Below are 24,764 nucleotides of genomic sequence, written 5' to 3' on the forward strand. Positions count from 1 at the left end.
AAATCTATAAATCATTTTGATTTCATCTGCATTTTATCTTTATCTCACCCTCGTAAACTCTTTTCGTGAGGAGGAGAGAGAATGAGAAAGAGAATACCTATGGTGCTGTTTATCTTGTCTGCCATGCTGTTCGTGCTGCTGTACAACGTTTACTCGGGAGACCGCGGCAAAAGCGATGCCGAGCATCAAATGACGGGCTTCTTAGGCAAGAATGGAACTGCATCGCATCCGCCAGGGATACCATTCAAAGTGGTGATCGATCCCGGGCATGGGGGGAAGGATCATGGTGCGACCGGGGCCAGCGGAGGCTTCGAGAAGGATTTTACGCTGCAGCTGGCGCTCAAGGTTGAGGAGCTGGCGATGCAGGAGCCGCAAATCGAGGTGCATCTCACTCGAGCTGAAGACCAATTTATATCCTCGATTGACCGGGAAAGGCCGAATTTCGCCAATGAACTTGGAGCGGACTTGTTTATTTCGATTCACGGCAATACGTTTGAGGATCCTAGCGTTTCTGGAGTAGAAACCTACTATTATCATAGAAATTCCTATCCTTTGGCTGAAATCATCCAGAAGCATATGGTGCAAGGCAGCGGGTTTCGTGATCGGGGGGTCAAGCAAGAGGATTATTTTGTCGTGAAGGATACGAATATGCCGGCTGTACTAATCGAGACAGGCTATTTAACGAATCCGCAAGAGGAGCAACAGATGCTGACCGATGAGGTTCAGTACCGAATAGCCGGTTCCATTCTGGATGGAATCAAGGAATACCTGCAAATACATGAATGAGGGGAAGATGGACATGCGTACAAAAATCACCTTGACTATTCTAATGGGGAGCATCGTGCTGGCATTAGCCGCATGCGGAAACCAATCAGCGGACCAATCCGCAGTGCAGCCTGAGTCCCAAGCACAGGGACGGGAGGGAGCTGCATCGGGATCCACAGTTAAGGTGTATCAACAGACATTCGAGAACAGTGTGTTTCTGGGGGATTCCATTACGGAGGGACTGTCCTTCCACGATGTACTGGACGAGAAGAATGTTCTCGCAGGCGCCGGGAAAACGGCGGAGTTCGCCCTTGAAGATATCGAAGAGTTGGTCAAGCGAAATCCGAAGCAGGTGTTTATCCAGCTGGGCTCAGACGATATTTTATGGCCGACGGACGATCCGCTGACGTACGCCATGAACAACTATGCCAAGCTGATCGGCATGATCAGGGATAAGCTTCCGGAGGTCCAAATCACGCTGTTAACGGTTACTCCGGTGACAGAGGAGGCAATAAAGAAGGAGCCCCGTTACAACACGATTCCGGATTTCAATCAGGCGCTAAAAAATCTTGCTGGCAATGAGCAAGTCGGCTTCGTTGATCTAGCCCCGATCTTTAAGGATGCGGCTGATATGTATGATTCGGACGGGATTCATTTCAAACCCGAGTTCTATGCAAGGATGCTGGATTTGTTGAAGGAGCACGTGAAATAACATGCGAACCGCTCGTTGGCACGCCAGCAGAACATCGGTTTTGTCCCCAGCGCAGAGGATGTTCTTGCACCGGCATAGGTTGGGGGTGACGGATCTTGGTTTTTAGCAGTCTTATCTTTCTGTTTCTTTTTCTCCCGGTCACCCTGTTGATGTACTATGTGTCGCCGAGCAGGCTGCGCAATGCTGTTTTGCTGGTTGCTAGTTAAATTTTTTATGCTTGGGGAGAGCCCGTGTACATTCTGATAATGGTGTTCTCCACGGTGTTCGATTATTATAACGGACTGCTTATCGACAAGTTCAGGCATCGAAAGCGGATCGCCAGAGCGATATTGATCGGTTCGATGGTCGGGAGCTTAGGAATTCTCGGATTTTTCAAATATGCCGGATTTATCATAGATAACATCAATCAGCTATTCCATTTGCAACTTCAAACAGCTGATCTGCCGCTGCCGCTTGGCATCTCCTTTTATACATTTCAAACGATGTCCTATGTCGTGGACGTTTACCTGGATAAAGTGGCGGTGCAAAGGAATATCATCTCCTTCGGGGCATACGTGACGATGTTCCCGCAGCTTGTAGCGGGTCCCATTGTTAAATACGGCGATATCGCTGGTCAACTGGATGGACGCAGGGTGAGTCTGCATCGTTTCGGCGAAGGGGCGGAGCTGTTTATCCGGGGACTGGCCAAAAAAGTGCTGCTTGCCAACAATATCGGTTTGCTGTGGGCCAGCGTCAAAGCGGAGCCGGTCGCCGAGCTGTCCGTTTTATCCGCATGGCTTGGCATCATTGCATTTACGCTGCAAATCTATTTCGATTTCAGCGGGTATTCCGATATGGCTCGCGGGCTAGGCAGGATGTTCGGATTCGATTTCATGGAGAATTTCCGTTACCCGTATATTTCAAAAAGCGTGACGGAATTTTGGCGCAGATGGCATATCTCGCTTGGTACTTGGTTTCGGGCGTATATCTATATCCCGCTTGGCGGCAACAGGTCAGGGCTGCGGAAGCAGTTGCGGAATTTACTAGTGGTATGGTGTTTAACGGGTTTATGGCATGGCGCCAGCTGGAATTTTATCGTGTGGGGATTGTATTTCGGTTTGTTCGTTGTGCTCGAGAAGCTGTTTCTACTAAAAATACTTGGACGCGTTCCTGTTGTTGCTGCCCATTTGTATACGCTCATGATTGTAATGGTTGGCTGGGTGTTGTTCGAAATGGAAGATTTGGGTGCGGCGGGACATTTCATTCGTGTCCTTTTCGGTTTCGGCGGGGAAGGATTCGTCGATCGTCAGGCACTCTATAGGTTGTCCACCAATGCCGTATTGTTAGTTGTATTGGCCATCTGTGCGACGCCTCTGCCACGTAAAGCTCTATCGTATGTGAAGACAAGATGGAGCACAACCAGCACTGCTGCAGTTCCGGTTATCTACTTGTTGTTCCTTCTGCTGACAACGGCCTATCTGGTCAACGAAACGTACAATCCATTTTTATATTTTCGATTTTGAGGAGGGGGCAATGGACAAGAACGACAAAATCAACGGGACATGCATAGCCCTTCTGCTGCTCTCGTTTATCGGCGTGTTCGGCGCTCTGAATCTCGCAATGGCGGACCGGACCTTCTCGGAATCGGAGAACCGGGTGCTGAAGCAGCTGCCGCCTTTCTCCTTAAAAGCCGTGTTGTCAGGGACCTTTACGTCCGATTTCGAGGCTTACGTTTCCGATCAATTCGTCTTTCGGGATCGATGGATCGGGCTTAAAACGGACGCGGACCGCATCCAGGGGAAAAAGGAAAGCAACGGCGTTTATCTCGGAAAAGACGGCTATCTGATTCAAAAATTTGTTCCTCCGATTGAAGGGGATTTGCAAGAGAAAATGGCTGCCATTCTTGCGTTCGATGAAGCCACACCTGATCTTCGCAAATACGTAATGATCGTTCCCACAGCAGCGACGGTGCTGCAAGACAAGCTTCCAAGGTTTGCGGGAACTGGCGTGGAGGCAGCATATTTAAGCGATGTCCGGCGCTCGCTGCCTCAGGGTATCCATTACGTCGACGTATTGCCTGCATTATATGGCAAGCGGGAGCAGCATGTTTTTTATAAAACGGACCATCACTGGACAACGAAAGGCGCTTATCTGGCTTACCTGGAGCTGTGCAAGCATATGGGGCTGGTCCCGAACGAAGAAAGCGGCTTTGATATTCAGAAGATCACCGACGAATTTTACGGTTCGCTCTATTCGAGAAGCGGTTATCGACATGTGCAGCCTGACAGCATCGAGTTGTTCCTGCGGAGCGATCCGCCAAAGATTAAGGTTACCTATGCCGACGAAGGAGAAACCACGGATTCGCTATATGCGATGGACAATCTGCAGAAAAAGGATAAGTATGAGGTCTTTCTCAACGGCAACCATGGACTTGTCCACATCGCAACAGCTCAAACGAACGAGAAAAAGCTGCTGGTGGTCAAAGACTCGTACGCCAACAGCTTCATTCCTTTTTTAGTCGAGCATTACAGCGAAATCTTCGTGGTGGACTTGCGTTATTATGCTGATGATCTGGCCGCTCTCGTGCAAGAGCATGACATCCGCGACATGCTGATGCTTTATAACGCGAATACATTTCGTGAAGACCCATCTATAAAGAATCTATTGGAGTGAGATATATGATAAATCAATTGAATTGTAGAAGAAGGATATCCCCCCTGATCTTGGCGATTGTCGTTGCGATTTGCGTGCTATCCGGTTGCTCGGGGAAGGATGATAAAATGGCGGCTCAGCTTACGGCCAGCGAAGTAGGCGAGCAGATTATGCAAGCGGTGGACCTTGAGGCGATGCGTGAAGGGGATCAGGAGAAGCTTCAAAAATTGTACAAGCTCGATCTGGACGGCGTGGAGGATTTCATTCTTTACACATCAACATCGAACGTGAAAGCGGATGAATGGGCTGTCATCAAGCTTAAGGACCCGCAAGAAGCGGAAGCTGTCAAAGAGAAAGTGGAAGCGCGCATCAACGAACAGACAGCGAAATTCAGGGACTATCGCCCGGACGAGTATTTTTTAGTTGAAAATCATGTGTTAAAGGTGAAAGGGCCATTTGTTTTCATTGTGGTTTCCAAAGAAGCGGATCGTATGGGGGAAGCGTTTGACGACGCTTTGACCCAGGGGGAGTAAATAATGGCGAAATATTTTCCGTAGCCCTAGAGGATGGAATGGCAGAAGATTGGATAAAAACTATAAGAATAAAGAACTAGTATTTTGCGCTTTAACCTAATTTTAATACTAGTAAAATATAACTATTTTAGAGACATCCACTTAAATGTAATTTTCTCAGGTTAAAACCCAAGCAACGAAATGGGGACTGCTAGAAGCCTGATGATCCCTGGAATCCGAATCAAAGATGTATCGAAAAAGTACTGGAAGACTAGTAACGAATCGTCGTATTTTCCTATTACTTTTGGTTTATTATCTCTCAAAAGGTTGATGTTGGAATGGTTCGATGTTACTATATATCTTGATTGCTTACTAGTTTTAAGGGGGATATGTGTAAACGTGGAGAAGAAAAAGTCGAAGTTTAAACCATTTTTGCTTATTATTGTGGGGGTTATTGTGGTCCTATTCGTAATTGGGACACTGTCCGACGATTCCACATCCAATTCGGATAACAAGACAGCAGCGAGTGGAACGGACGCAAGCAAGTCCAAGGATCATGAAGCAAAATATGCCGAAGCACAGGATTTATTTAAAAATGGAAACTATGTTCAAGCAAATGCGGTCGTGGATGATGCTATTAAAGCTGAGCCAAAAGAAGAGTATACCAAACTGAAAGCGGATATAGAGGCTAAGATCAAAAAGCGGAAAACCGAGCTTGAGGCCAATTTCGAGATTAAAGAAGACAAGGTCGAGAATATTACCTTTATTTCGCCTTCCTCCGGTGTTACCAAGGGTCTCGTATTTTATCCATACATCGGTATAAAGGATTCTAACAAATACATGATCCTGCGAGTTGGGTTTCAAGAGGATGCTTCTAAGGCATTGTTTGTGTTTACCAGTGTGAAGGTACGTGCCGGAGAGCAATTACAGGAGCTTAAGTTTAATCCAATGAACAAATTGAATGATGTTGATCTTTTTGGTTCCGGCATGACCGAGCTAGTAGATATTGACGTAGATAAGAAAATTGAAGATCTAATTAGCAATGTCATTCCAGCAAACGATGAGACCATTGTTCGTTTTGAGGACATTTCCAATAAAGCAACGGACTACACGTTAACCGAGAAGCAGAAGAAAGCGATAGCAGATATCGTCGAATATTACAATTACCTCGATTGATTCAGACATTTCCTAGCACCGCACTTTTAGTTATTATAACTTACTCCAAAGAGCCGAATTCCTTAACAAGAATGCTGGCTCTTTATTTTGTTCTCGGAATATAGCCCTCCCATCTTCTTATATCAGGAAGCGAGGGCTGTTCACGTTGATTCATCAATCGAAAAATAAATGGGATTCACGAATACGACGGCTTGTTGCTAAAAGAAGCACATGCTACAATTGTTAGTAAATGACCATTTACTAATGGGGGGGTTAATATGGGCAGACCACGTGAATTCACCGATGAGAACATCTATTACGGCGTTTATCAGTCGCTATGCAAGAAGGGGTTCGCACAGACTACGCTCACGGATATAGCGAACGAGATCGGTGTATCTCCTGCAGCATTGATCAAACGATTTTCCTCAAAGAAGGGCATCTTCCTCGCTTATAGCAATTTTGTCATTCAATTGACTGAAGCGAAGTTTACTGAAGCGGATCAGAGCGACGCCCCGCCGATCGAAGCGTTAAAATCCGTTTATAAAGAGGCGGTCCGGTTAGGAAATGACCCGGTTTCCCTGGCGCGCCATACCAGTTTTTATCTGGAAAGCACGACCGACCCTGAATTGCTGGAAAGGTCGAAACAGCGCCTGGCTATTATTGATGCTGGAACGAGAAGGCTGCTGAGTAAAGCTGTTCAGGGCAAGTTCCTTCAATCTTGCGATATCGAGCTGGTCAGCACCGTGCTGCAGTCCGCTATCAGCGGTGCGCTCCTGATCTGGATTCGGGATGCCGGGAAGTCGCTAGACGCTCTAATCGACGATTGTTTTCGCGTTGTGATCGGACCGCTACGAATAGGGGGGAAAGAAGATGCCAACGATGACTAGCCACCATGCAGATCTATACTACGAAGTGCACGGGGAGGGTCATCCGGTCATATTTACCCATGGCGCTTCCTGGAATCACAAGCAATGGGAGCCGCAAGTTCAGTTTTTTGCCGAGAGATATAAGACGATTGTTTGGGATGTCAGAGGGCATGGTTACTCCTCACTTCCGGAAGGAAAGGTTGACTCGGAAACGTTCAGCAAAGACTTAATAGCTTTGATGGATCACCTTGAGATAAAGCGAGCCGTGCTATGCGGATTGTCCATGGGTGGTCATATCTCCCTGCAAACCGCGATTCGGTTTCCTGAAAGGGTAGAGGCTCTTGTATTAATCGGTACTCCGTTCACCAACGCATTTAACTGGTTCGAAAAATGTTTTGTCCCCTTTAACCGTTGGTCTTCCCGGATGATCCCGATCCGGCTAACCGGTTGGATCCAGGCGGCCATGCTCTCGAAGTATAATCCGGATAACCGAGCATACATTGAGGAAGCATTCAATATGCTGACACAAGAGAGATGGCTGCGCTTATGGGATGCGATCACCCGGATGGAGAGCCGCGAGCATTTGGACCATGTACAATGTCCCGTTTTACTGCTTCAAGGCGAACATGACACCATGATCAAAAGGCAGCAGAAATATATGCACTCGAAAATAAGAAACTCGGAGCTGCACATCATTCCGAGAGCTCACCATGCAACGAATCTTGATAATCCGAATGCCGTAAATGAACAGATATCCAGGTTTTTAGTCAAGCATCGCAATGAATTTTGATCGTTCCCCCTACTTCGTCTAGATCAGTGCTCAAATTTCTTACCGAATTGAATATTTTATAGTAAAATAAAATTTGCCGGTTCAATTTAAGAGTAGAGTCAAAGACTCTATCGGGTGAGGAGTTATTAAGCACGTGAAAAAATTATATGCATCATGGTTCGGAAGCTACTGGAGCCCCTATCTGGTCATGGCTTTGGCAGGTATTCTCAGTGCGGTCTATTTTGGGATCACCAACACGGTTTGGGCCGTAACCGGAGAGTTTACCCGTCTTGGAGGCCATATTCTTGAATTCTTCGGGGTGGACGTATCGGACTGGGCCTATTTCGACCTTGTCCATATGAACGGAACGACTTGGACCCGAACCGATGGTTGGATCGTGTGGGGGATGTTTATTGGAGCCCTTATTACGATTTTGCTTAGCAACAACTTCAAGATCCGGATGCCGAGACAGAAGCGGCGGTATGTGCAGGGATTCGTGGGCGGCATCATAGCGGGCTTTGGAGCCCGTTTGGCGCTGGGCTGCAATCTCGCGGCATTTTTTACCGGTGTACCTCAGTTTTCGCTGCATTCCTGGATCTTTATCGTTGCTACGGCTGCGGGCACGTTCCTGGGCGCCAAGCTGGTCAATACGAGGTGGTGGAAAGGCAAGCCAGTTCTGAAGATGGGCGGTACAACGCCGATAGCTAAGACCGGGAAAAGCCGGCAGCCCCTTCTTGGAGCGGTTCTCGGTTTAGCGTACATAGCCCTCATCGTATATTTCTATGCCACTGGACGCACCATGCTTGGAACAGCCGCACTCTTCGGAGCGGCATTCGGAATCCTGATTGAGCGGGGGCAGATCTGCTTCACTTCCGCTTTCCGCGACCTGTGGATCAGCGGCCGGGCTACGATGACCAAAGCGATTGCCGTCGGCATGGCGGTCAGCTCTGTCGCTACGTTGATCATTATTCTTGTATACGGTTTAGACCCCATTACGAAAATTGCGGCACCTAGCACCTTTATCGGCGGATTGCTGTTCGGACTGGGGATCGTCATGGCCGGCGGCTGTGAAACCGGGATGATGTACCGCCTGATGGAAGGGCAGGTCGTGTTTTTGCCAGTGTTTATCGGCAACATTATCGGAGCTACCGCTTTGGCGTTTGCTTGGGATCACATGGGGGTATATAACCTGCTTGTGAAGAGTGGCGCGCCAGTCAACCTGATCACTGAGATGGGTCCGGCGGCTGCATTACTTGTAACACTGCTAGTACTCGGGGCCGGGTTCGCGGTCGCCGCATATTGGCAGAAGAACTACCGCTACGGCGTTGGATTCAAGAAAGGAGATGCAACTCATGTCCGTTGATTTCACACTGGATCTCCGGGGGGAATCTTGTCCTTACCCGGTCATTTACACCCTCGAAACACTGCGCGATATGAAAAAAGGGCAGACGCTTCAGGTCATTTCCGACTGCCCGTCCGCTTTCCGGAATGTGCCGGAAGAGGTCGTCAAGCACGGCTACAGCATGGCACAAGAGCCGGTCAAGAACGGCCAGGAATTCAGCCTCTTTATCCAAGTGTAAGAGAAATAACGCTAAATCAATGTTCAATAATGACGAAAGCCTCCCACATTCGACAGGGAGGCTTTCTCGTGTTATTAGCGGGACTTAATTCCCGAATAAGCTTTGGATCAATTGGCTGGCGAGGCCATAGCCCAAAGGGCGGACGGTTAGATGTTGCTTCCGAGCATCATCGACGAATAATCCGAGACCCGGTTTTCCTTCAACCCATCCAAAACAGCCTCACGCGTTGAATGGACCAGATAAACATCCCATATAAAAAGTCGAAACAGAACAATGATCGCAATGATGATGATAACGATTATGCCGTACCTCTTAGATTGAGTTTTCTCTTTGTCCACCTGAATGTCCGTTTGCTACAAATCTTTCCAATCATAGATATTGTTACCATACACAATACAATAATGGGTCCGTAAAGCTCATCATCGCAAGGCTCTAAAAGAGCCATTCCTCTGCTTATTAGGGATACGGGTTCATGATAGGAATCGTTAGGACATAAAAGCTTTTTTTGTTGGTGCAGCTGATGCGGACATCCGTGAATGCAAGCAGCAAAGCAATCGGGGGCCTACAGCTACACATGCATTGTCAACGTCAAGCGCTTTCTTTGTGCTGTACGACAAGAAGTGCCGGATGTATACTTTAGAGAAAAATTAGGTGGAGGGAGGTTAAGCAGGAGATGAATTCCAGAATCAGTAACCATCTATACTTACGCCGAGAGGGGGGAGCTCATGAAGCTGCAGGCGTCCGGGAAATCATCCACTTGGTTTGTGTATCAAAAAATCGTGATCGTATTTATCGTATTATTGCTGCCTCTCATTACCATGAGCCTCTGGCTCAACTTCAAAGGAATGTCCGTTTCCAAGGATGCGATCTTGGATTCTTCATTCGCGGGGGCCTCTTTTTACTCCAAACAGCTGGACAAAGAAATGTATTTTATCCGGAATTTGCAGCTGGAGCTGCTCAATGACCAAGATTTGCAGAAGCTGGGCTTTCGGGGCGGGACCCTGGATAATTATGAAGAGGTGGCGCTGATTGACCAAATCCGGGACCGGCTTGCCACGTTAACGGTATCGAGCGAATATGTTCTGAATGCCGGCGTTTATGTGGAATCCGTGGGAAAAACCATCTCAACCTTCTCCGGGGTTACCAATACGCCGAATGTTGAAATGGAGCTGATTTCATCGCTGCTTTCGGTGAAATCCAAGCCTTCGTTTTATCGAAGCGGCGACCGTATCTTTTTTATCGAAACAGAGAACAACGGCAAGATCTGGTCCTATATCGAAATAGCCAGGCCTAAGCTCCTTGAGGCTTTAAAAGAAATCGCCAAACTCTATCCCGAATCCGAGGTGCTGCTTGGAAATAAGGAGCTCGGCTCCATTCTGGCAACCGAAGCGGAACCAGCGCAGACGACAGGCATCCTGGCGCTCGCCGGCAGTGGAGATTTGAATAGCCTGGAAACGCCCACCAAGGGCAGCATGCATGGCGTTGACTATTTTATTATTCAAAATGACGTCAGCTCCCTCGGATTGGAGCTGATCATGTACGTAAACCAGAATGAAATTACGCGCCCGCTGAGCCAGTTTATTACTTGGTTTTACACGTTGTTTATTATTGCACTTATCGTGCTGATCCTGTATTCGTTCTCCGTCAATTTGATGATTCACAGGCCGCTGTCCAAGCTTGTCAAGGCGTTTCATATGATAGAGACCGATAATTTGGATATTACGATCGAATCCAAATCCAAGGACGAGTTCCACTATGTGTTCAACAGCTTCAACAATATGACCCTGAAGCTTAAACACTCCATCGAAGAAAATTATGAGCAAAAAATGGCGCTGCAGCTCTCCCAGCTTAAGCAGCTTCAATCCCAGATCAATCCGCATTTTCTATACAACAGCTTCTTTAATATTTACATGATGTGCAAAGTAAACGACGCGGAAAGCGCAGCAGAGCTATCGCAGAAGCTGGGGAGCTATTATCAGTACATTACGAGAAGCGGTTCGGACGATGTTCCATTCGTCAAGGAATACCGCCATGCGCTTGATTATTGCGATATTCAGTGCATCCGTTTCTCCAACCGGATTGCATACGAGGATGGAGGGCCGTCCGGAATTCCGCCAGCCTTTTCGGTTCCTCGGCTCATCATTCAGCCGATCGTGGAGAATGTGTTCGAGCATGCGTTCGTGGACGGCATGGACGATGGGAGGATCTATATCAACGCGGATTACCGGGATGGCAGGCTGCGGGTAACGGTGGAGGATAATGGGAGGATGGTAACGGATGAGCTGATCGCGCAATTAGGCGAAAGGCTGGGAGACGATTCCAAGCAAATGGAGAAGACGGGTTTAATGAATGTGCATAACCGACTTCGCCTTAAATACGGGCCCGAAAGCGGGCTGTTCATTTCGCGCAGTGTCTATGGCGGTCTTAAAGTAGAGCTGATCATAATCGACGTAAGTGAGGAGGCTTCGTAATGTATCGACTGTTGATCGTAGATGATGAACCGGTGATCACGAACGGTCTGGTTCAGTTATTTGAGGAAAACCCGGAATTTGAGCTGGATGTCCTTAAAGCGTATTCGGCCAAGGAGGCGCTTGCGATTGCCAAAAAGATGAAGCTGGATATCCTTGTCAGCGATATTCGGATGCCGCAAAAAAGCGGGCTTCAGCTGGTGGACGAGCTGATGTATTATTGGCCGATGTGCCGAATCATCTTTTTGACGGGATACAGCGAATTTGAATACGTGCACGAAGCGCTGCGCAAAAATGTGGACAATTACATCCTGAAAACCGAAGGCATCGATCCGATCTTTACTGCTGTCCAACAGGCTTGCCAGAGGCTTGATGAGGAGAATCGCCGCAGAGTACAGGAAGACAAGTTGAAGCAGCATGCAAAAATCGCCAGGCCCCTGCTGAAAAACGAACGGATGGAGCGAATCCTAGACGGGGAGCCGATCCGTGCACTATTGACCGATACGCGTTATGAAGGATTGGACTTTCGCATTTGTCCAGACCTGCCTTCGTTATTTGTGATGGGGTGCATAGACGAATCGGCGCATTCGGCATCCAGGGAGATGATCTCATCCATACAGGGGATATTTATGAATGATTTACCGTCCTCGTTTAGCTGCGAGCAAGCGGTTTATGAACGAACACTCATTTGGCTTCTTCAACCGGATGCAGAATTATTGGGCCGCTTCCAAGAAGGGGAGAGCGAGGGGACGATTTCGTGGAGCGGAGTCACGGGCTATATGAAAGGGATCCTGGAGTCTATACAAAATGAATGCGACGAATTGCTCGGGGTACAGGTATCCTTCGGAATTTCAGGGAACCTGAAGGAAGCGTGGGGGACGATCCGGGAGCAATACGCAACACTGCGGATGATCTTGAAGCAAAAGCAAGCGTTGGGTCAAAGCATGGTGATCACTGACATTTCGAAAGTCGGAGAACCGATTGGGAACACGGGCGAACAAGCGCGCCATCGCGAGGGTGATACGAAATCATTGGTCATTGCCCAGATTCAGAAATACATACAGGATCATCTGGCCGGGGATGTCTCCTTGACCGCGATCGCGCAGGAGGTGCATTTTAATCCATCCTACCTGTCCCGCTACTACAAGCAGATGACGGGGCAGAATTTGCTGGAATATATTCAGGCCAAGCGCCTTGAAGCAGCAATCGACTACATGCGGAACACGGACTTAAAGCTGCAGGAGATCGCTGCCCGGGTCGGTTTCGATTCGCATTCGTATTTCACGACGTTTTTTAAGCGGAAGATGGGCATGTCTCCTCAGGAATACCGCAGTTGACGGAGCCGGGTTATCGCGCAGCCTTGAAAACAAGTAAATAAATTGAAAGCTATGTAAAAATCTTAAAATTGATAGCGCTTTCTTCCGGCATATATAATTGGACCCAAGAAGTAAAGACCAAAGCAGTCTACAAACGATTCGAAGGGGGAAAGCCATCGACATGAAAAGAATCAAGCTATGGAAAATGATTTTGCTTGCCACATTGTCGTTATTTGTCATATCTGCATGTTCAGGTCAAGGTAAAGAGCCAGCAAGTTCCCAGCCGCAAACCGAGACCAAAGAAGAGGGCGGCACGGCGGCGGCTCCGCCTGATCCGTTGGGGAAATATCCCGAGACGGTAACCGTAACGGAGGTAATGGGCTTCAATCCGCCCGAAGATCCCCGGACGCCGAAGGGCATTACGCCGGAGCAGAATGCTTATCTTAAAGATTTGAAAGAAATGCTGAACATTGAAGTGAAATACAAATGGACGGTCCCATCCAGCCAATTTAGTCAAAAGTTCTCGCTTGCCTTGGCTTCTGGCGACCTGCCGGATATTTTGGAGCTGGACGGTAAAAATTTCGAAAAGCTGAAGAAGCAGGGGATGCTTGCCGATCTGACCGAGGCCTACAACGATTACGCATCGCCGACATTAAAGAAGTATATGGAGTCTGACGGCGGTTTCGCCATGAAGACGTATTCCCAGGACGGCAAACAGTTAGGAATCCCGGCTTTTGAGGACCCTTTCTTATCGACGCAGCTGCTCTGGATTCGCAAGGACTGGCTCGACAACCTGAAGCTTGAACCTCCTAAAACCATGGACGAGCTGGAGATGGTCGCCAAAGCATTTGTCCAGCAGGATCCGGACCAAAACGGCAAGAACGACACCTACGGACTCGTGCTGCAAAAGAATTTGTTCTTCTGGGGCTTTGACGCAAGAGGATTCTTCAACGGCTTTGGCGCGTATCCGTCCATGGGCGATGGTCAAACGGCATGGATTCAAGACGGCAGCGGAAAGCTGATTCCGGGTCTGATCCAGCCGGAGGTAAAAACAGCGCTTGGCAAGCTTCAATCCTGGTACAAAGAAGGCATCCTGGATAAAGAGTTTGCGCTCAAGGACGAGAACAAAGCGGTCGAGGACATTACCGCAGGCAAAGTCGGCATTTCCTACGGGGAATGGTGGTATCCGAACTGGCCGCTGAACCTGAATGTGGATAAAGATCCGAACGCGAATTGGATTGCCATTCAAATTCCTGGTTTAGACGGTCCGGGCAAATCGCTGGTGCCTAAAATCCGGGGTGACAAGGTATATGCGGTGAACAAGAAAATGAAGAACCCTGAAGCCGCTATCAAAATGATCAATTTCTATATTGAGATGGGGAATAAGGAGTATTTGAATCAGAACCAGGCAGAGAAGGGATATGTATACAACTGGTTCAGTCCGCGGATCTATAACCCTGCCCAGATCGAAACCATTTACACCGAAGTGAATAAAGCGCTTGAAGCGAATCAGACGGAAATTACGCTGGATGATGAAAATTACAAGAACGTCGCCGACGTCTTCAAGGCCACCAAGGATTACTTGGCTGGTGATACATCGAACGCGAGTAAAGGCGTGAACTGGGGACAATATTTCAGCCGTGCAGCGAAGGACGGCGGCTGGGGCTTGACCCGCCAGATCAAAGAAAAACAGGCGTTTGTCAACCACGAGTTCTACGGTCTTCCAACGGCCACGCAGGTGGAGAAGGGGGCCCAGCTGGATAAGCTTATGCAGGAGACCTTCACCAAAATTATTATGGGGTCTTCCGTGGATGAATTCGATAAGTTTGTTGCCAGCTGGAAGTCGCTTGGCGGCGACGAAATTACGCAAGAAGTCAATGATTGGTACAGCCAGCAAGCCGTAAAATAGTCGTTCCAAAGCGGGGAGGAGGCGTTACCGGTTACCGGCGCCTCCCCCCCGTTTTACAAATTCATAGAGCTTACGTTGCCATATCCTGAAATGTCCGGGAGGTCCAGCTGTGAGAACGCTGAAAAAAGAATACTTGCTTCATTTGATGTTGCTGCCCGGTGTTATCGTGACACTGATATACGCCTATGGGCCGATGGTAGGCCTGGTGATGGCGTTTCAACAATTTGAGCCGCTGTCCGGCTTCTTTCACTCCGAATTCGTTGGATTTGAAAATTTTCAGTACGTGTTCGGGCTGCCGGATTTTAAGCAGGTCATGTGGAATACGCTCGTCATTTCCGTATTTAAGATGGTCCTGCATCTGCTTGTGCCGTTAATACTCGCCCTGCTGCTTAACGAGGTCACCCGAAAGTGGTTTTCCCGGTTTGTGCAATCCGCCATTTTCCTGCCATTCTTCCTATCCTGGACGGTTCTCGGCGGCGTCATCATCGAATTATTCTCGCTTAGCGGTCCGGTAAACGGGTTACTGACCGCCTTTCATCTGGAGCCGATCATGTTCATGCTGGATAATGACTGGTTCCGTGGGATCATCATCGGCTCGGACGTCTGGAAGGGCATGGGCTATAACATGATCGTGATGCTCGCAGCCATCGCGGGGATCAATGCCAATCTTTATGAGGCTGCTGAGGTCGATGGTGCCGGAAAATGGAAGCAAATGCTCCATATCACGCTGCCGGGCATGGCTCCGATCGTGATTCTTCTTGCCGTGCTAAGCCTGGGGGGAATCCTGAATGCGGGCTTCGAGCAGATCCTGATTATGTATAATCCGACGGTTTATGAAGGCTCGGATATTATCGATACGTTCGTCTACAGGCTCGGCATGTTCAGCCAGCAATTCGGACCGGCGGCCGCCGTCGGGCTGTTTAAATCGGTCATTTCGCTTGTCCTGGTGTCCGTGACCTATTATGCGGCTTACAAATATAACAATTACCGGATCTTTTAGGCTGGGGGGAGAGAAATGCACAGACCAACGATGAGCAGAAGACTGTTTGTCTTGTTGAATACGCTGCTGCTTACGACGATCACTGTACTTGGCATTATTCCATTCATTCACTTGCTTTCGATTTCCTTAAGCTCGAATACCGCCGCCATGGCTGGTGAAGTGAAGCTGTGGCCGGTTGGTTTTAATGTAGATGCTTATCGGTACCTTGGAGAGAAAGTGGAATTCTTCCTCTCGTTCGGCGTTTCACTGGAGCGGGTCGTTCTGGGAACGGCTGTCAATATGTTCTTGATATTCATTACGGCATACCCGCTATCGAAATCGAAGGAGCAATTCAAGCACAGGACGCTTTATGTGTGGTTCTTTGCCATTACGATGTTTTTTGGAGGCGGATTAATTCCGACTTATATCACGGTTAAAAATACGGGACTGATTGATTCGATCTGGGCTTTGATTCTCCCAGGCGCGCTTAACGTATGGAATATGGTGCTGATGCTGAACTTCTTCCGGACGATTCCCAAAGAACTGGATGAAGCGGCTACGATTGACGGGGCAGGACACTGGCGGGTGTTATGGAGCATTTATCTGCCTGTATCCCTTCCGTCCATTGCGACCATCGGCTTGTTCACCATTGTGGGTCACTGGAATTCGTGGTTCGACGGCATCCTGTATCTCAACTCGCCGGAGAAATACCCGCTCCAGACGTACCTGTCGACATTGATTATGTCCATAAACTCGCAAATGACGTCCATCTCGATCGAACAGCTTAAGGCGATGGAGAATTTAAGCGAGAAAACGCTCCGAACGGCCCAAATCTTTATGGGTGCGCTTCCGATTATGCTCGTCTATCCGTTCCTGCAGAAATATTTTGTTAAAGGAATAACCGTCGGCAGCGTGAAGGAATAAAGCAGCGGAGCAAGCAGGAAGGGGAGAGCTATTATATGAAAAAAGTGTCGGTTGCATTAATCGGAGCCGGGCTTCGCGGAATCAATTATTTGGAGTATGCGCTGCAGCATCCCATGGAGCTCGAAGTCACCGCCGTGGCGGAGCCGGTTCGGGAGCGAAGAGAGAGCTTTAAGCATAGGCATTGGATCGACGATGCCAATTGCTTCGAGGATTGGGACGCATTTTTTGCCGCGCCCAAGATGGCTGACGCCGTCCTGATCTGCACCCAGGATAAGCAGCATTTCGAGCCGACGATGCGCGCGCTGCAGGCGGGATATCATGTGCTGCTGGAGAAGCCGATGTCGCCGGATCCGGAAGAATGCATACGGATGGGGGAAATGGCTTCAAAGGCCGGAAAGGTGTTTTCGATCTGCCACGTGCTGCGGTATTCGCCGTTCTTTCGGACGCTGAAGGAGCTGCTGGAAGAGGGCGTGATCGGCCGCCTGATGTCCATCCAGCATAATGAAAATGTGGGATACTGGCATCAGGCACACAGCTTTGTAAGAGGGAATTGGCGCCGCAAGGATGAATCCAGCCCTATGATTCTGGCAAAGTCCTGCCACGATCTGGACATCTTGCTCTGGCTGGCGGATGCGGACTGCGTTCGGGTATCCTCCTTCGGTTCACTCACTCATTTTACGGCTGCCGAAGCGCCGGAAGGAGCGCCGCTGCGCTGTCTGGACGGATGCCCGGCGGCGGATGAATGTCTCTACTATGCGCCAAATCTTTATTTAACGGCGGATACGAACTGGCCGACATCTGCCATCAGCGACGACATGAGCTACAGTGCGCGGTATAAGGCGCTGCAGGAAGGACCGTATGGCCGATGCGTTTATCATTGCGATAACGACGTGGTTGATCACCAGGTGGTGAATTTAGAGTTTTCGAACAGCGTCACGGCAGCATTTACGATGAGTGCCTTTACAAGGGACGTGAGCCGGACGATCAAGCTGATGGGAACGCGCGGTGAGATCCGGGGGGCCATGGAAAAAAACGAAATCGAGATCATTCATTTTGGCAGCGGAAAGGTCGAAAGGATTTCCTTTGACGATATGGGCGGTCATGTCGGCCACGGGGGCGGGGACATGCGCTTGATCAAGGATTTTCTGAAGCTGGTCCGCGACGGTGGTCAAACGCAAGGGCTTACCTCGGCGGACCGCTCTGTGCAGAGCCATCTGATGGCCTTTGCAGCCGAGCAATCCCGAATCGAGGGATCGATTATTCGTCTTGAAGAGTTTCGACAGCGTTATACCGCCAAATGATTCACATAGAAATGACAAAATGCCGGTCTTTAAGATCGGCATTTTCATTATTAATCGTTGCTTAATCGTCTATCGACATGGATTGGTTAATCAATCGTAAGTGGCTGGTTCGTCAGGGATCGAATCCAAGGTATCGCACTTAACATCGTCCATCGCATGACCGGATTTTTCATCGTAAATCGTTTCATCATGGACTTCGATGCTTCAACCTCGTGGAATGCATATTTACTCATTTCGTGATAATAATTGTAGATCGCTGTTTCAAAATCCGCTTCCTGTTTCATCGCAGCCTCAAGCTTGTCGGCGAGGAGACCTGCATCTCGCAGGGCCGTGTTGCCCCCGTGCGATCCAGTAGGAGGCATGACATGGACTGCATCACCCATAAAAATAACGCGTGAGTTGGGCCAACGGGAGGGTTTCCTTCCAGCTTTGAATTTAACTCCCATCGTATAATCTACGTCAGCATGCTCGATTAGACGCCGGATCGCCGGGTGGAAGTCTCGCGAAACGTTTTGGGCCACCCGAAACAGCAGGTCGGGGTCAGAGGTAGTTTGATATTCCGAGAACCTTTCTTTGGGCATGAGAACAGCCCACATGATATAATCATCAACCATAGGAGGCGGCTGGACGATTCCCATTCGGGAGAACGCAGCTTGGGGAGCTTCGCGAAAGGCCATCGTCGTAAAAAAGATGCCGTCGCCTGAACGACCGATGGCGTGGATACCGCTTGTTTTGAGACCTTCGGGCATCAATGGTCTATCTTTTTCATGAACCAATCTAGTACGGCCATAAATCGCCCAATGGTTCACATCTTCCGGTTCACAATCCGGAAGGTATTGTTTGCGTAGGGATGAATGTACTCCATCTGCACAAACGATGAATGCTGCATGTGCGGAAGTTCCGTCGTTGAAGTGAAGGACGGCCCCATCCGGGTTAGATTCGGAATGGACCACTCGTTTCCCAAAATGCACCCGTTCTTGAAGTCCTTCCAGCATGATCGTGCGCAATGTTTGGCGATCCGCTTGGCGAGGGATCCGTAAGTCGGTGCCCGTTGGGTCTCCTTTAAACGTGAGTTTGAATATTTCGCGTAGTTTCCCATTGGTTAATCTAAAATAACTATCAAGGTCAGTAGGCGAAGTAGTGGCCAGAAACAGCTCGAATAAACGAGGAGGAAGACATCGCTTTATGGCGGCAATCCCGTGTTCATCTACCGTAATTCGATACCCTTGGCGACGGGCGTCCACAGCTTGATCGCGTTCATACACTTGCACTTCCATCCCGGCCCGAAGCAGTGCTTGAGCTAAGCATAAGCCGCTTAAACCTGCGCCCACAATGGCGACCGAAACTTTGGGAACATTACTCGCTGTTCCTGTCTTCGGGCTAATATCCATCTTGTCTGCATGCATGATAAGACACTTCCTTTCCGGGAAATAAACAATGTCTCAATTACTTCATTATTGATACAATACAATATGGAACAGTGACCTTAACCCGGCGCAGGAAGGATCATGAACTAGGTCTGTAGAATGGTTTTGTTGGAATGAAAACATGCACGCAAGGAGAGCGGGATGATTGACCGAATCAAGAAATGGGCTAGAAAGCTAAAAGGAAAGATATTCGTGCTCTATTATGCTTACAAGGATCCTCGGACCCCGTGGTACGCCAAAGTATTTGCCATTTGTGTTGTAGCCTATGCGTTTAGCCCCGTTGATCTGATTCCAGATTTTATTCCTATTCTAGGCTATCTGGACGATGTGATCTTAGTTCCACTTGGAGTAGCCATCGCACTGAAAATGATACCTCCTGATGTCGTCCAAGAGAACGAAGAGAAAGCCGAGCAACGTATAAAAAACGGTAAACCGAAGAATTGGCTTGCAGGAAGTTTTATTATTCTCCTATGGATCGCGGCATTCCTTTGGGTTTCGCTGATCATATATCGGTACATGGTGGACTGATCGAATAAAAGAGCGTTGCCAGCGGCAGCTGCTCTTTTTTTTCGATCTATATTAGAGGCTAGCGTTGCTGCGTTCACGAATCGCAAAAATGACGATCATCGTTACGAGTAGATTGGCAATTTTATTTTTCCTAAGCGCTGACTTCCCAATGGTGCAAACCCATGATATCATCTAATTAGACATATATTAAATTAAACGATCGTTAAATTTAATATTCAGGAAGGAGTGCTGGAATGAGCACGGACTTTTACCTGGTTAGACATGCTGAAAAGCAGAAAGGAACTGGAGATGTTTCCATTTCTCCATTAGGGATACAGCAGGCTCGGATGACAGCAGCATATTTTCGTAAAATGCCCATAAGCAGAATCTGCTGCAGTCCTCTTCAGCGAGCCAAGCAGACCGCTGGGTTCATTGCAGAAGCCGTGAATCAAACCATATTGGAAGATACCCGGTTACGGGAACGAGCAAACTGGGGAGACCTCCCTGGACAAACATTTCAGGAGTTTATCGAGATGTGGAATCACTGCACCTTGGAAAGAGATTTTGTCCCCCCAGTCGGCGACTCTGCAAGAAGGGCAGGCGAGCGCTTGTCTTCCTGCATAGTGGAGCTTTCGGCTCAGCACACAATCGAGCGGATCGTTATCGTGACGCATGGCGGGTTAATCACAGACTTTATGGTAAACGAATTTTCCCAAGATGAGTTGAATGCCTATCACCCGGACTTTGTTCAAACGCAGAGTCGACTGGTCCCTGAGTGTTCTATCACTCATATAAAATACGTTGATGGGCGATTTGTATTAATCGATTTCGCAAATATAACGCACTTACATCTTTTGGGATAAAATCTGTTGGAGTTCTTCTATACGCTGAAAACAGGCTGCCCTACATTCGGCGGCTTGTTCGCCGAGCGGCCCTAAACCCCAATAATTGCAACATGATGGCAAACGCAGTCCTAAAGCGCACTATTGACATTCGGAGCTTGCAGCTGTAATTTGTGAATATAAAATAAAAACATTCATAAAATCATAAATAAATTCATGAAGGATGTGAACAGCGACATGCCAAAAAAGTTTTCCGAGCAGGAACGCGAATGGATCCGTCAGAAATTGCTTTCGGAGGGGCGGCACCAATTTGAAACAGCAGGTCTTCGCAAAACGAGCGTGGAGGATTTGACGAAGGCTGCCGGCATTGCCCAAGGCTCGTTTTACATGTTTTTCGCTTCGAAAGAGGAGTTATATTATGAACTTCTGCTGGAAGAGGAACAGCGTATCCGCAATACTGTGCTGGATTTATTCCCCCCTGATGAGGTTTGCAGCAAGGAAGGCATCAAGCGGTTTCTTTCCTATTCATTAAGAATGATGGATGAAAGCCCGCTCCTCCGGAAGATGATGGATCGGGGCGAGATGGAAATGTTGTTCAGGAAGTTACCCAAGGTGCAGCTGGAACGCAATTTTAGCGAGGATCAAGAAGCGCTCTTGCCGATCATTACGTCTTGGCAAAGAGCGGGCATTTTATCCGGTACGCCTTCTGAATCGATTGTGGGGATGATTCGATCCTTGGCCTTGCTGACGCTGCACAAGAATGACATCGGAGAAGCCCAATATACGGCAACGATCGAGCTGCTGGTCGAATTGTTATCGGCTGGTATGCTTGCGGCATCAAGGCCTTTTAAAGGAGACGAGCCGGTATGATCGAAGTTAGAGGGCTTCATTTTACCTATCCGAACCGGAGCGAGCAGACCCTGCGCGGACTGGATTTTGTGATTCCAACCGGGGAAATCTTCGGATTCCTCGGTCCTTCCGGCGCGGGTAAAAGCACGACGCAAAAGCTGCTGATCGGCGTGCTGAAGGGCTATCAGGGAAGCGTAAAAGTAATGGGCAGCGAAATCAGGGATATCGGTCCCGACTATTACGAACGAATCGGGGTTGCCTTTGAATTCCCGAACTTCTACAGCAAATTTACGGTTCTTGAGAATTTAAAGCTCTTTCGTTCCCTCTACAAGGGAAAAACCGAGGATCCTATGCATCTGCTGGAACAAGTCAATCTTGCAGATGCTGCAAACATGAAGGTGTCCCAGCTGTCCAAAGGGATGAAGATGAGGCTTAACTTCTGCCGGGCGCTGCTGCACGATCCGGATATCCTCTTTCTGGATGAGCCCACCTCCGGCTTGGACCCGGTGAACGCGAAACGGATGAAGGAATTGATTCTGGCGAAAAAGGCGGAGGGGAAGACCGTCCTCATCACAACGCATAATATGCAAGCGGCAGAGGAGCTTTGTGATCGAGTAGCATTTATTGTTGACGGTGAAATCAAACTGATCGATTCGCCAAGAGAATTGAAGCTGCGGAAGGGAAGGAAGGAGCTTCGCGTAGAATTTCGCAAGAACGGCCAGCTGAAGGAAGCCTTATTTCCTCTTGACGGTATTGGCGGGAATGATCAATTTCTTAAGATTATAAAGAATGATATGCTCGAAACGATTCATTCGCAGGAGGCATCCCTTGAACAAATTTTTATCGAGGTGACGGGGAGGCAGCTGATATGAAAGGCTTATCCCTGTTGATATTCGACCTGCGTTTTCAATGGCGTCATGGATTCTATTTCGTTTATGTATTCGTTTGTTTTTGTTATTGGATCTTGCTTAGGTTCATTCCAGAAATCTATAAGGAGACGACAGCCATAGCGCTGACCTTCAGTGACCCTGCAGCTTTAGGACTTATCATGGCAGGCGGGATGGTTTTGTTGGAGAGGGACCAAGGCGTCCACGATCCGCTGTTCGTCACGCCGGCTCATATTCGGGATTATTTGCTGGCGAAAGCCGGATCGCTGTCCGTCTTGTCCCTTGCGGCAGGATGGGCCATTCATGCGGCAAGCGGCAGCCTTCCGCAGTCACCGCTTGCTTTTTCTGCAGGCATCGTCCTGACGTCAACCTTTATGACCTTGCTATCGATAGGCGTGGCGGCACGACACCGTACCATCAATGGTTTTATTCTGATGGTGCAAGTCTACGCTTTGCCATTTGTCCTTCCATTGCTGGGCTACTTTCATTTATGGCATACGGATCTGTTTCTCCTGCTTCCGACCGAAGGGACACTTCGATTACTCGGTTCTCCTTCTGGCGGCCTGTCCGTAAATCACCTTCTTTACTCCGCATTCATCCTATTGATCTGGAATTCCGCAGCATATATCTGGGCACACCGCTCTTATTCACGCCATGTGCTGATGAGGATCGGAGAAGGAGGGGATGGCAATGGAAAAATATAAAGCCCTGATGATGAAGGATTTTCGGCACGCATTGAAAGACCCCGTGCTCATGGCGGCTATGATCGGTCCGCTGGTGCTTATCTTCCTGTCCAGGTTCGGTTTTCCTATAGCCGTTCATTGGCTTGACATGCATTATTCGTTTAATCTTGAGCAATATCGCGGCTTTGCTGCCTCATTGTTAGTTGTGACGATCCCGATGTTAACAGGGATGCTTACGGGGCTGCTTATCCTCGACGAACGGGATGAGAATATGATAGCCTATTACGCGGTTACGCCGCTGATGCGTAAAGGTTATTTGCTGTATAGAGTGGCGCTTCCAACCCTGCTGTGCATCGTTTTATCCGCAATCTATTTGCAATGGTCTACGATGTCGGTCGTTCGATGGGAAACGCTGTATGCTTTGCTGCTGCTGGCATTGGAATCGCCGTTGTTTACGCTCTTTCTCGCCGCATTCTCATCAAATAAAGTGGAGGGACTGGCCTTATCCAAAATCGGAGGGTTGTTCATCATAGGCCCTGTGGTGGTTCATTTTGTTCCGGGAGCTTGGCAGGTGCTTGGGGCTTTGCTGCCTAGTTATTGGCCGGCAAAGGTCCTCGATCTGATCATGCATGATGAACCATTCCCTGCATTTGTGTTCTTCTTGCTGGGCTTGCTATTACATCTAGCGTGTTTGTTTCTCATGATCAATGTGTTTAAAGCCAAGCAAGCATAGATCTCTCTTGCTAGCATAGGGACGAAAAACAGTGCTGCGGGTGGAGGTGGCGCTTTTATGGTAAACTTTTTAGATAAGAAGAAGTTCAGGCAAGTAAGGAGTGGAGCAGTTGTTTGCTGAACAGCGGCATCAAATCATTATTCAGAAATTGAATCAAGACAAATCGATCCGGGCTTCGGAGCTCATGGAGCATTTCGGGGTTTCGTTCGAGACGATTAGACGGGACCTTGAATACTTGGAAAACGAAGGCCATCTGCGGCGGGTGCACGGGGGGGCGATTCCTAGAGATCCGGATTACAGCCACGAAATTCCGCTTCCGATCCGTGAATCGATCTTTATGGAAGAGAAGAAGGAGCTGGCTCAAATCGCGGTTCGTTATGTGACTGAAGGGATGTCCGTCGCGCTGGACCCGAGTACGACAAACACTGAAATAGCGAAGGCGCTCAAGACGAAATTCGACCGATTAACGATTATTACGAACTCGCTTCCGATCGTGAATGAACTCGTGTCGATGCCGGGGTATACGGTCATCATGACCGGTGGCGTCATTCGTCATGAAGAGCTGAGCATCATCGGCGACCTAACGGAGGAATTTACAGCTCGCTTTCACGCGGATCTATTTTTTATGAGCATGAGCGGGGTTACGTTAGAAGCAGGGATTACGGATAACGCCATCGGCGAGGTTCAGGTGAAAAAAATCATGCACGCTAACGCCAAGCGTACCATCGCCCTCGCAGACAGCAGCAAGTTCGGACAAAACTCGTTTATCAAAGTATGCGGGGCAAGCGAAGTCGAGCGGTTTGTAACGGATTCGAAAATCGACAGAAATATTGTTGATCAATTCAGCAAGAGCGGCATTGAGATCGTATATAAATAGGCAGGAGCGGTGAACGATTCTTGGTTTTATGCAAACCCGGAATCGTTTTTTTGTGTGTGATTGATTGCGTTT

Annotated in this window: 23 protein-coding genes and 1 pseudogene; 23 read left to right on the forward strand and 1 reads right to left on the reverse strand. The window is 48.6% G+C overall.

Annotated features, from left to right (window positions below; all coding sequences use genetic code 11):
• Positions 1-81: 81 nt before the first annotated feature.
• The 16 genes and pseudogenes from J2Z18_RS14675 to J2Z18_RS14750 all read left to right on the forward strand — a co-directional run bounded on the left by J2Z18_RS14675 (position 82) and on the right by J2Z18_RS14750 (position 17,887).
• Complete coding sequence (locus tag J2Z18_RS14675; protein WP_210094880.1) at positions 82-786, forward strand: N-acetylmuramoyl-L-alanine amidase family protein; 705 nt, start codon at positions 82-84, stop codon at positions 784-786.
• A 7-nt stretch (positions 787-793) separates the two neighbouring features.
• Positions 794-1,477, forward strand: a complete 684-nt coding sequence (locus J2Z18_RS14680; RefSeq protein WP_210094881.1) for a GDSL-type esterase/lipase family protein — start codon at positions 794-796, stop codon at positions 1,475-1,477.
• A 95-nt stretch (positions 1,478-1,572) separates the two neighbouring features.
• Positions 1,573-2,979 (forward strand): annotated as a pseudogene (locus J2Z18_RS14685) (MBOAT family O-acyltransferase).
• Positions 2,980-2,989: 10 nt separating this feature from the next.
• A complete protein-coding gene (locus tag J2Z18_RS14690; RefSeq protein ID WP_210094882.1) occupies positions 2,990-4,129 on the forward strand; it encodes a DHHW family protein in 1,140 nt (379 codons plus the stop codon).
• A gap of 107 nt (positions 4,130-4,236) precedes the next feature.
• Entirely contained in the window at positions 4,237-4,641 is a 405-nt protein-coding gene (locus J2Z18_RS14695; protein ID WP_306436989.1) for a DUF4358 domain-containing protein, read from the forward strand.
• A gap of 378 nt (positions 4,642-5,019) precedes the next feature.
• Positions 5,020-5,796, forward strand: coding sequence for a hypothetical protein (locus J2Z18_RS14700; protein WP_210094884.1), 777 nt, complete (start codon positions 5,020-5,022; stop codon positions 5,794-5,796).
• 257 nt (positions 5,797-6,053) lie between these two features.
• Entirely contained in the window at positions 6,054-6,662 is a 609-nt protein-coding gene (locus J2Z18_RS14705) for a TetR/AcrR family transcriptional regulator (RefSeq protein WP_210094885.1), read from the forward strand.
• Entirely contained in the window at positions 6,646-7,431 is a 786-nt protein-coding gene (locus tag J2Z18_RS14710; RefSeq protein ID WP_210094886.1) for an alpha/beta fold hydrolase, read from the forward strand. The genes J2Z18_RS14705 and J2Z18_RS14710 overlap by 17 nt, the downstream gene beginning before the upstream one ends.
• Positions 7,432-7,564: 133 nt before the next feature.
• Positions 7,565-8,773, forward strand: a complete 1,209-nt coding sequence (gene yedE, locus J2Z18_RS14715) for a selenium metabolism membrane protein YedE/FdhT (RefSeq protein WP_210094887.1) — start codon at positions 7,565-7,567, stop codon at positions 8,771-8,773.
• On the forward strand, positions 8,763-8,990 hold the full coding sequence (gene yedF, locus J2Z18_RS14720; protein WP_007131822.1) for a sulfurtransferase-like selenium metabolism protein YedF: 228 nt from the start codon (positions 8,763-8,765) through the stop codon (positions 8,988-8,990). The genes yedE and yedF overlap by 11 nt, the downstream gene beginning before the upstream one ends.
• 725 nt (positions 8,991-9,715) lie before the next feature.
• Positions 9,716-11,461 (forward strand): histidine kinase, encoded by a 1,746-nt coding sequence (locus tag J2Z18_RS14725; RefSeq protein WP_210094888.1) that lies wholly within the window; start codon positions 9,716-9,718, stop codon positions 11,459-11,461.
• Complete coding sequence (locus tag J2Z18_RS14730) at positions 11,461-12,795, forward strand: response regulator transcription factor (protein ID WP_028406641.1); 1,335 nt, start codon at positions 11,461-11,463, stop codon at positions 12,793-12,795. The genes J2Z18_RS14725 and J2Z18_RS14730 overlap by 1 nt, the downstream gene beginning before the upstream one ends.
• Before the next feature lie 160 nt (positions 12,796-12,955).
• Positions 12,956-14,683, forward strand: a complete 1,728-nt coding sequence (locus tag J2Z18_RS14735) for an extracellular solute-binding protein (RefSeq protein ID WP_210094889.1) — start codon at positions 12,956-12,958, stop codon at positions 14,681-14,683.
• A 109-nt stretch (positions 14,684-14,792) separates the two neighbouring features.
• The gene (locus tag J2Z18_RS14740; RefSeq protein ID WP_007131827.1) at positions 14,793-15,683 is read left to right on the forward strand and encodes an ABC transporter permease; all 891 of its coding nucleotides are present in this window, start codon (positions 14,793-14,795) and stop codon (positions 15,681-15,683) included.
• A 15-nt stretch (positions 15,684-15,698) separates the two neighbouring features.
• Entirely contained in the window at positions 15,699-16,586 is an 888-nt protein-coding gene (locus J2Z18_RS14745; RefSeq protein ID WP_007131828.1) for a carbohydrate ABC transporter permease, read from the forward strand.
• Positions 16,587-16,621: 35 nt separating this feature from the next.
• On the forward strand, positions 16,622-17,887 hold the full coding sequence (locus tag J2Z18_RS14750) for a Gfo/Idh/MocA family protein (protein ID WP_007131829.1): 1,266 nt from the start codon (positions 16,622-16,624) through the stop codon (positions 17,885-17,887).
• A gap of 86 nt (positions 17,888-17,973) precedes the next feature.
• On the opposite strand, the gene J2Z18_RS14755 is transcribed toward J2Z18_RS14750, so the two are convergent.
• Positions 17,974-19,293: an FAD-dependent oxidoreductase gene (locus J2Z18_RS14755; RefSeq protein ID WP_051425203.1), complete on the reverse strand. Its 1,320-nt coding sequence runs from the start codon at positions 19,291-19,293 to the stop codon at positions 17,974-17,976.
• A 162-nt stretch (positions 19,294-19,455) separates the two neighbouring features.
• On the opposite strand from J2Z18_RS14755, the gene J2Z18_RS14760 reads away from it, so the two are divergent.
• The 7 genes from J2Z18_RS14760 (at position 19,456) to J2Z18_RS14790 (ending at position 24,692) form a co-directional block, all read left to right on the forward strand.
• The gene (locus J2Z18_RS14760) at positions 19,456-19,842 is read left to right on the forward strand and encodes a YkvA family protein (protein ID WP_210094890.1); all 387 of its coding nucleotides are present in this window, start codon (positions 19,456-19,458) and stop codon (positions 19,840-19,842) included.
• Between the two features lie 233 nt (positions 19,843-20,075).
• Positions 20,076-20,684: a histidine phosphatase family protein gene (locus tag J2Z18_RS14765; protein WP_210094891.1), complete on the forward strand. Its 609-nt coding sequence runs from the start codon at positions 20,076-20,078 to the stop codon at positions 20,682-20,684.
• 216 nt (positions 20,685-20,900) lie between these two features.
• Positions 20,901-21,533 (forward strand): TetR/AcrR family transcriptional regulator, encoded by a 633-nt coding sequence (locus J2Z18_RS14770; RefSeq protein ID WP_244869095.1) that lies wholly within the window; start codon positions 20,901-20,903, stop codon positions 21,531-21,533.
• Positions 21,530-22,384, forward strand: coding sequence for an ABC transporter ATP-binding protein (locus J2Z18_RS14775; protein WP_210094893.1), 855 nt, complete (start codon positions 21,530-21,532; stop codon positions 22,382-22,384). Before J2Z18_RS14770 ends, J2Z18_RS14775 begins: the two co-directional genes overlap by 4 nt.
• Positions 22,381-23,103, forward strand: coding sequence for a fluoroquinolone export ABC transporter permease subunit (locus J2Z18_RS14780; protein ID WP_210094894.1), 723 nt, complete (start codon positions 22,381-22,383; stop codon positions 23,101-23,103). The genes J2Z18_RS14775 and J2Z18_RS14780 overlap by 4 nt, the downstream gene beginning before the upstream one ends.
• Complete coding sequence (locus J2Z18_RS14785) at positions 23,090-23,815, forward strand: Rv2686c family ABC transporter permease subunit (protein ID WP_210094895.1); 726 nt, start codon at positions 23,090-23,092, stop codon at positions 23,813-23,815. Before J2Z18_RS14780 ends, J2Z18_RS14785 begins: the two co-directional genes overlap by 14 nt.
• Positions 23,816-23,915: 100 nt before the next feature.
• Positions 23,916-24,692: a DeoR/GlpR family DNA-binding transcription regulator gene (locus J2Z18_RS14790; protein WP_306436990.1), complete on the forward strand. Its 777-nt coding sequence runs from the start codon at positions 23,916-23,918 to the stop codon at positions 24,690-24,692.
• Positions 24,693-24,764: the final 72 nt, after the last annotated feature.

Source organism: Paenibacillus lactis (assembly GCF_017873605.1).
Lineage (GTDB): Bacteria > Bacillota > Bacilli > Paenibacillales > Paenibacillaceae > Paenibacillus_AQ > Paenibacillus_AQ lactis.

Coding starts and splice junctions, on each gene's coding strand:
- J2Z18_RS14690 (WP_210094882.1), top strand. CDS start 2,990: ATGGACAAGAACGACAAAATCAACGGGACATGCATAGCCCTTCTGCTG.
- J2Z18_RS14725 (WP_210094888.1), top strand. CDS start 9,716: ATGAAGCTGCAGGCGTCCGGGAAATCATCCACTTGGTTTGTGTATCAA.
- J2Z18_RS14695 (WP_306436989.1), top strand. CDS start 4,237: ATGGCGGCTCAGCTTACGGCCAGCGAAGTAGGCGAGCAGATTATGCAA.
- J2Z18_RS14730 (WP_028406641.1), top strand. CDS start 11,461: ATGTATCGACTGTTGATCGTAGATGATGAACCGGTGATCACGAACGGT.
- J2Z18_RS14780 (WP_210094894.1), top strand. CDS start 22,381: ATGAAAGGCTTATCCCTGTTGATATTCGACCTGCGTTTTCAATGGCGT.
- J2Z18_RS14735 (WP_210094889.1), top strand. CDS start 12,956: ATGAAAAGAATCAAGCTATGGAAAATGATTTTGCTTGCCACATTGTCG.
- J2Z18_RS14770 (WP_244869095.1), top strand. CDS start 20,901: ATGCCAAAAAAGTTTTCCGAGCAGGAACGCGAATGGATCCGTCAGAAA.
- J2Z18_RS14710 (WP_210094886.1), top strand. CDS start 6,646: ATGCCAACGATGACTAGCCACCATGCAGATCTATACTACGAAGTGCAC.
- J2Z18_RS14785 (WP_210094895.1), top strand. CDS start 23,090: ATGGAAAAATATAAAGCCCTGATGATGAAGGATTTTCGGCACGCATTG.
- J2Z18_RS14775 (WP_210094893.1), top strand. CDS start 21,530: ATGATCGAAGTTAGAGGGCTTCATTTTACCTATCCGAACCGGAGCGAG.
- J2Z18_RS14755 (WP_051425203.1), bottom strand. CDS start 19,293: ATGCATGCAGACAAGATGGATATTAGCCCGAAGACAGGAACAGCGAGT.
- J2Z18_RS14750 (WP_007131829.1), top strand. CDS start 16,622: ATGAAAAAAGTGTCGGTTGCATTAATCGGAGCCGGGCTTCGCGGAATC.
- yedF (WP_007131822.1), top strand. CDS start 8,763: ATGTCCGTTGATTTCACACTGGATCTCCGGGGGGAATCTTGTCCTTAC.
- J2Z18_RS14705 (WP_210094885.1), top strand. CDS start 6,054: ATGGGCAGACCACGTGAATTCACCGATGAGAACATCTATTACGGCGTT.
- J2Z18_RS14745 (WP_007131828.1), top strand. CDS start 15,699: ATGCACAGACCAACGATGAGCAGAAGACTGTTTGTCTTGTTGAATACG.
- J2Z18_RS14675 (WP_210094880.1), top strand. CDS start 82: ATGAGAAAGAGAATACCTATGGTGCTGTTTATCTTGTCTGCCATGCTG.
- J2Z18_RS14760 (WP_210094890.1), top strand. CDS start 19,456: ATGATTGACCGAATCAAGAAATGGGCTAGAAAGCTAAAAGGAAAGATA.
- J2Z18_RS14680 (WP_210094881.1), top strand. CDS start 794: ATGGACATGCGTACAAAAATCACCTTGACTATTCTAATGGGGAGCATC.
- J2Z18_RS14765 (WP_210094891.1), top strand. CDS start 20,076: ATGAGCACGGACTTTTACCTGGTTAGACATGCTGAAAAGCAGAAAGGA.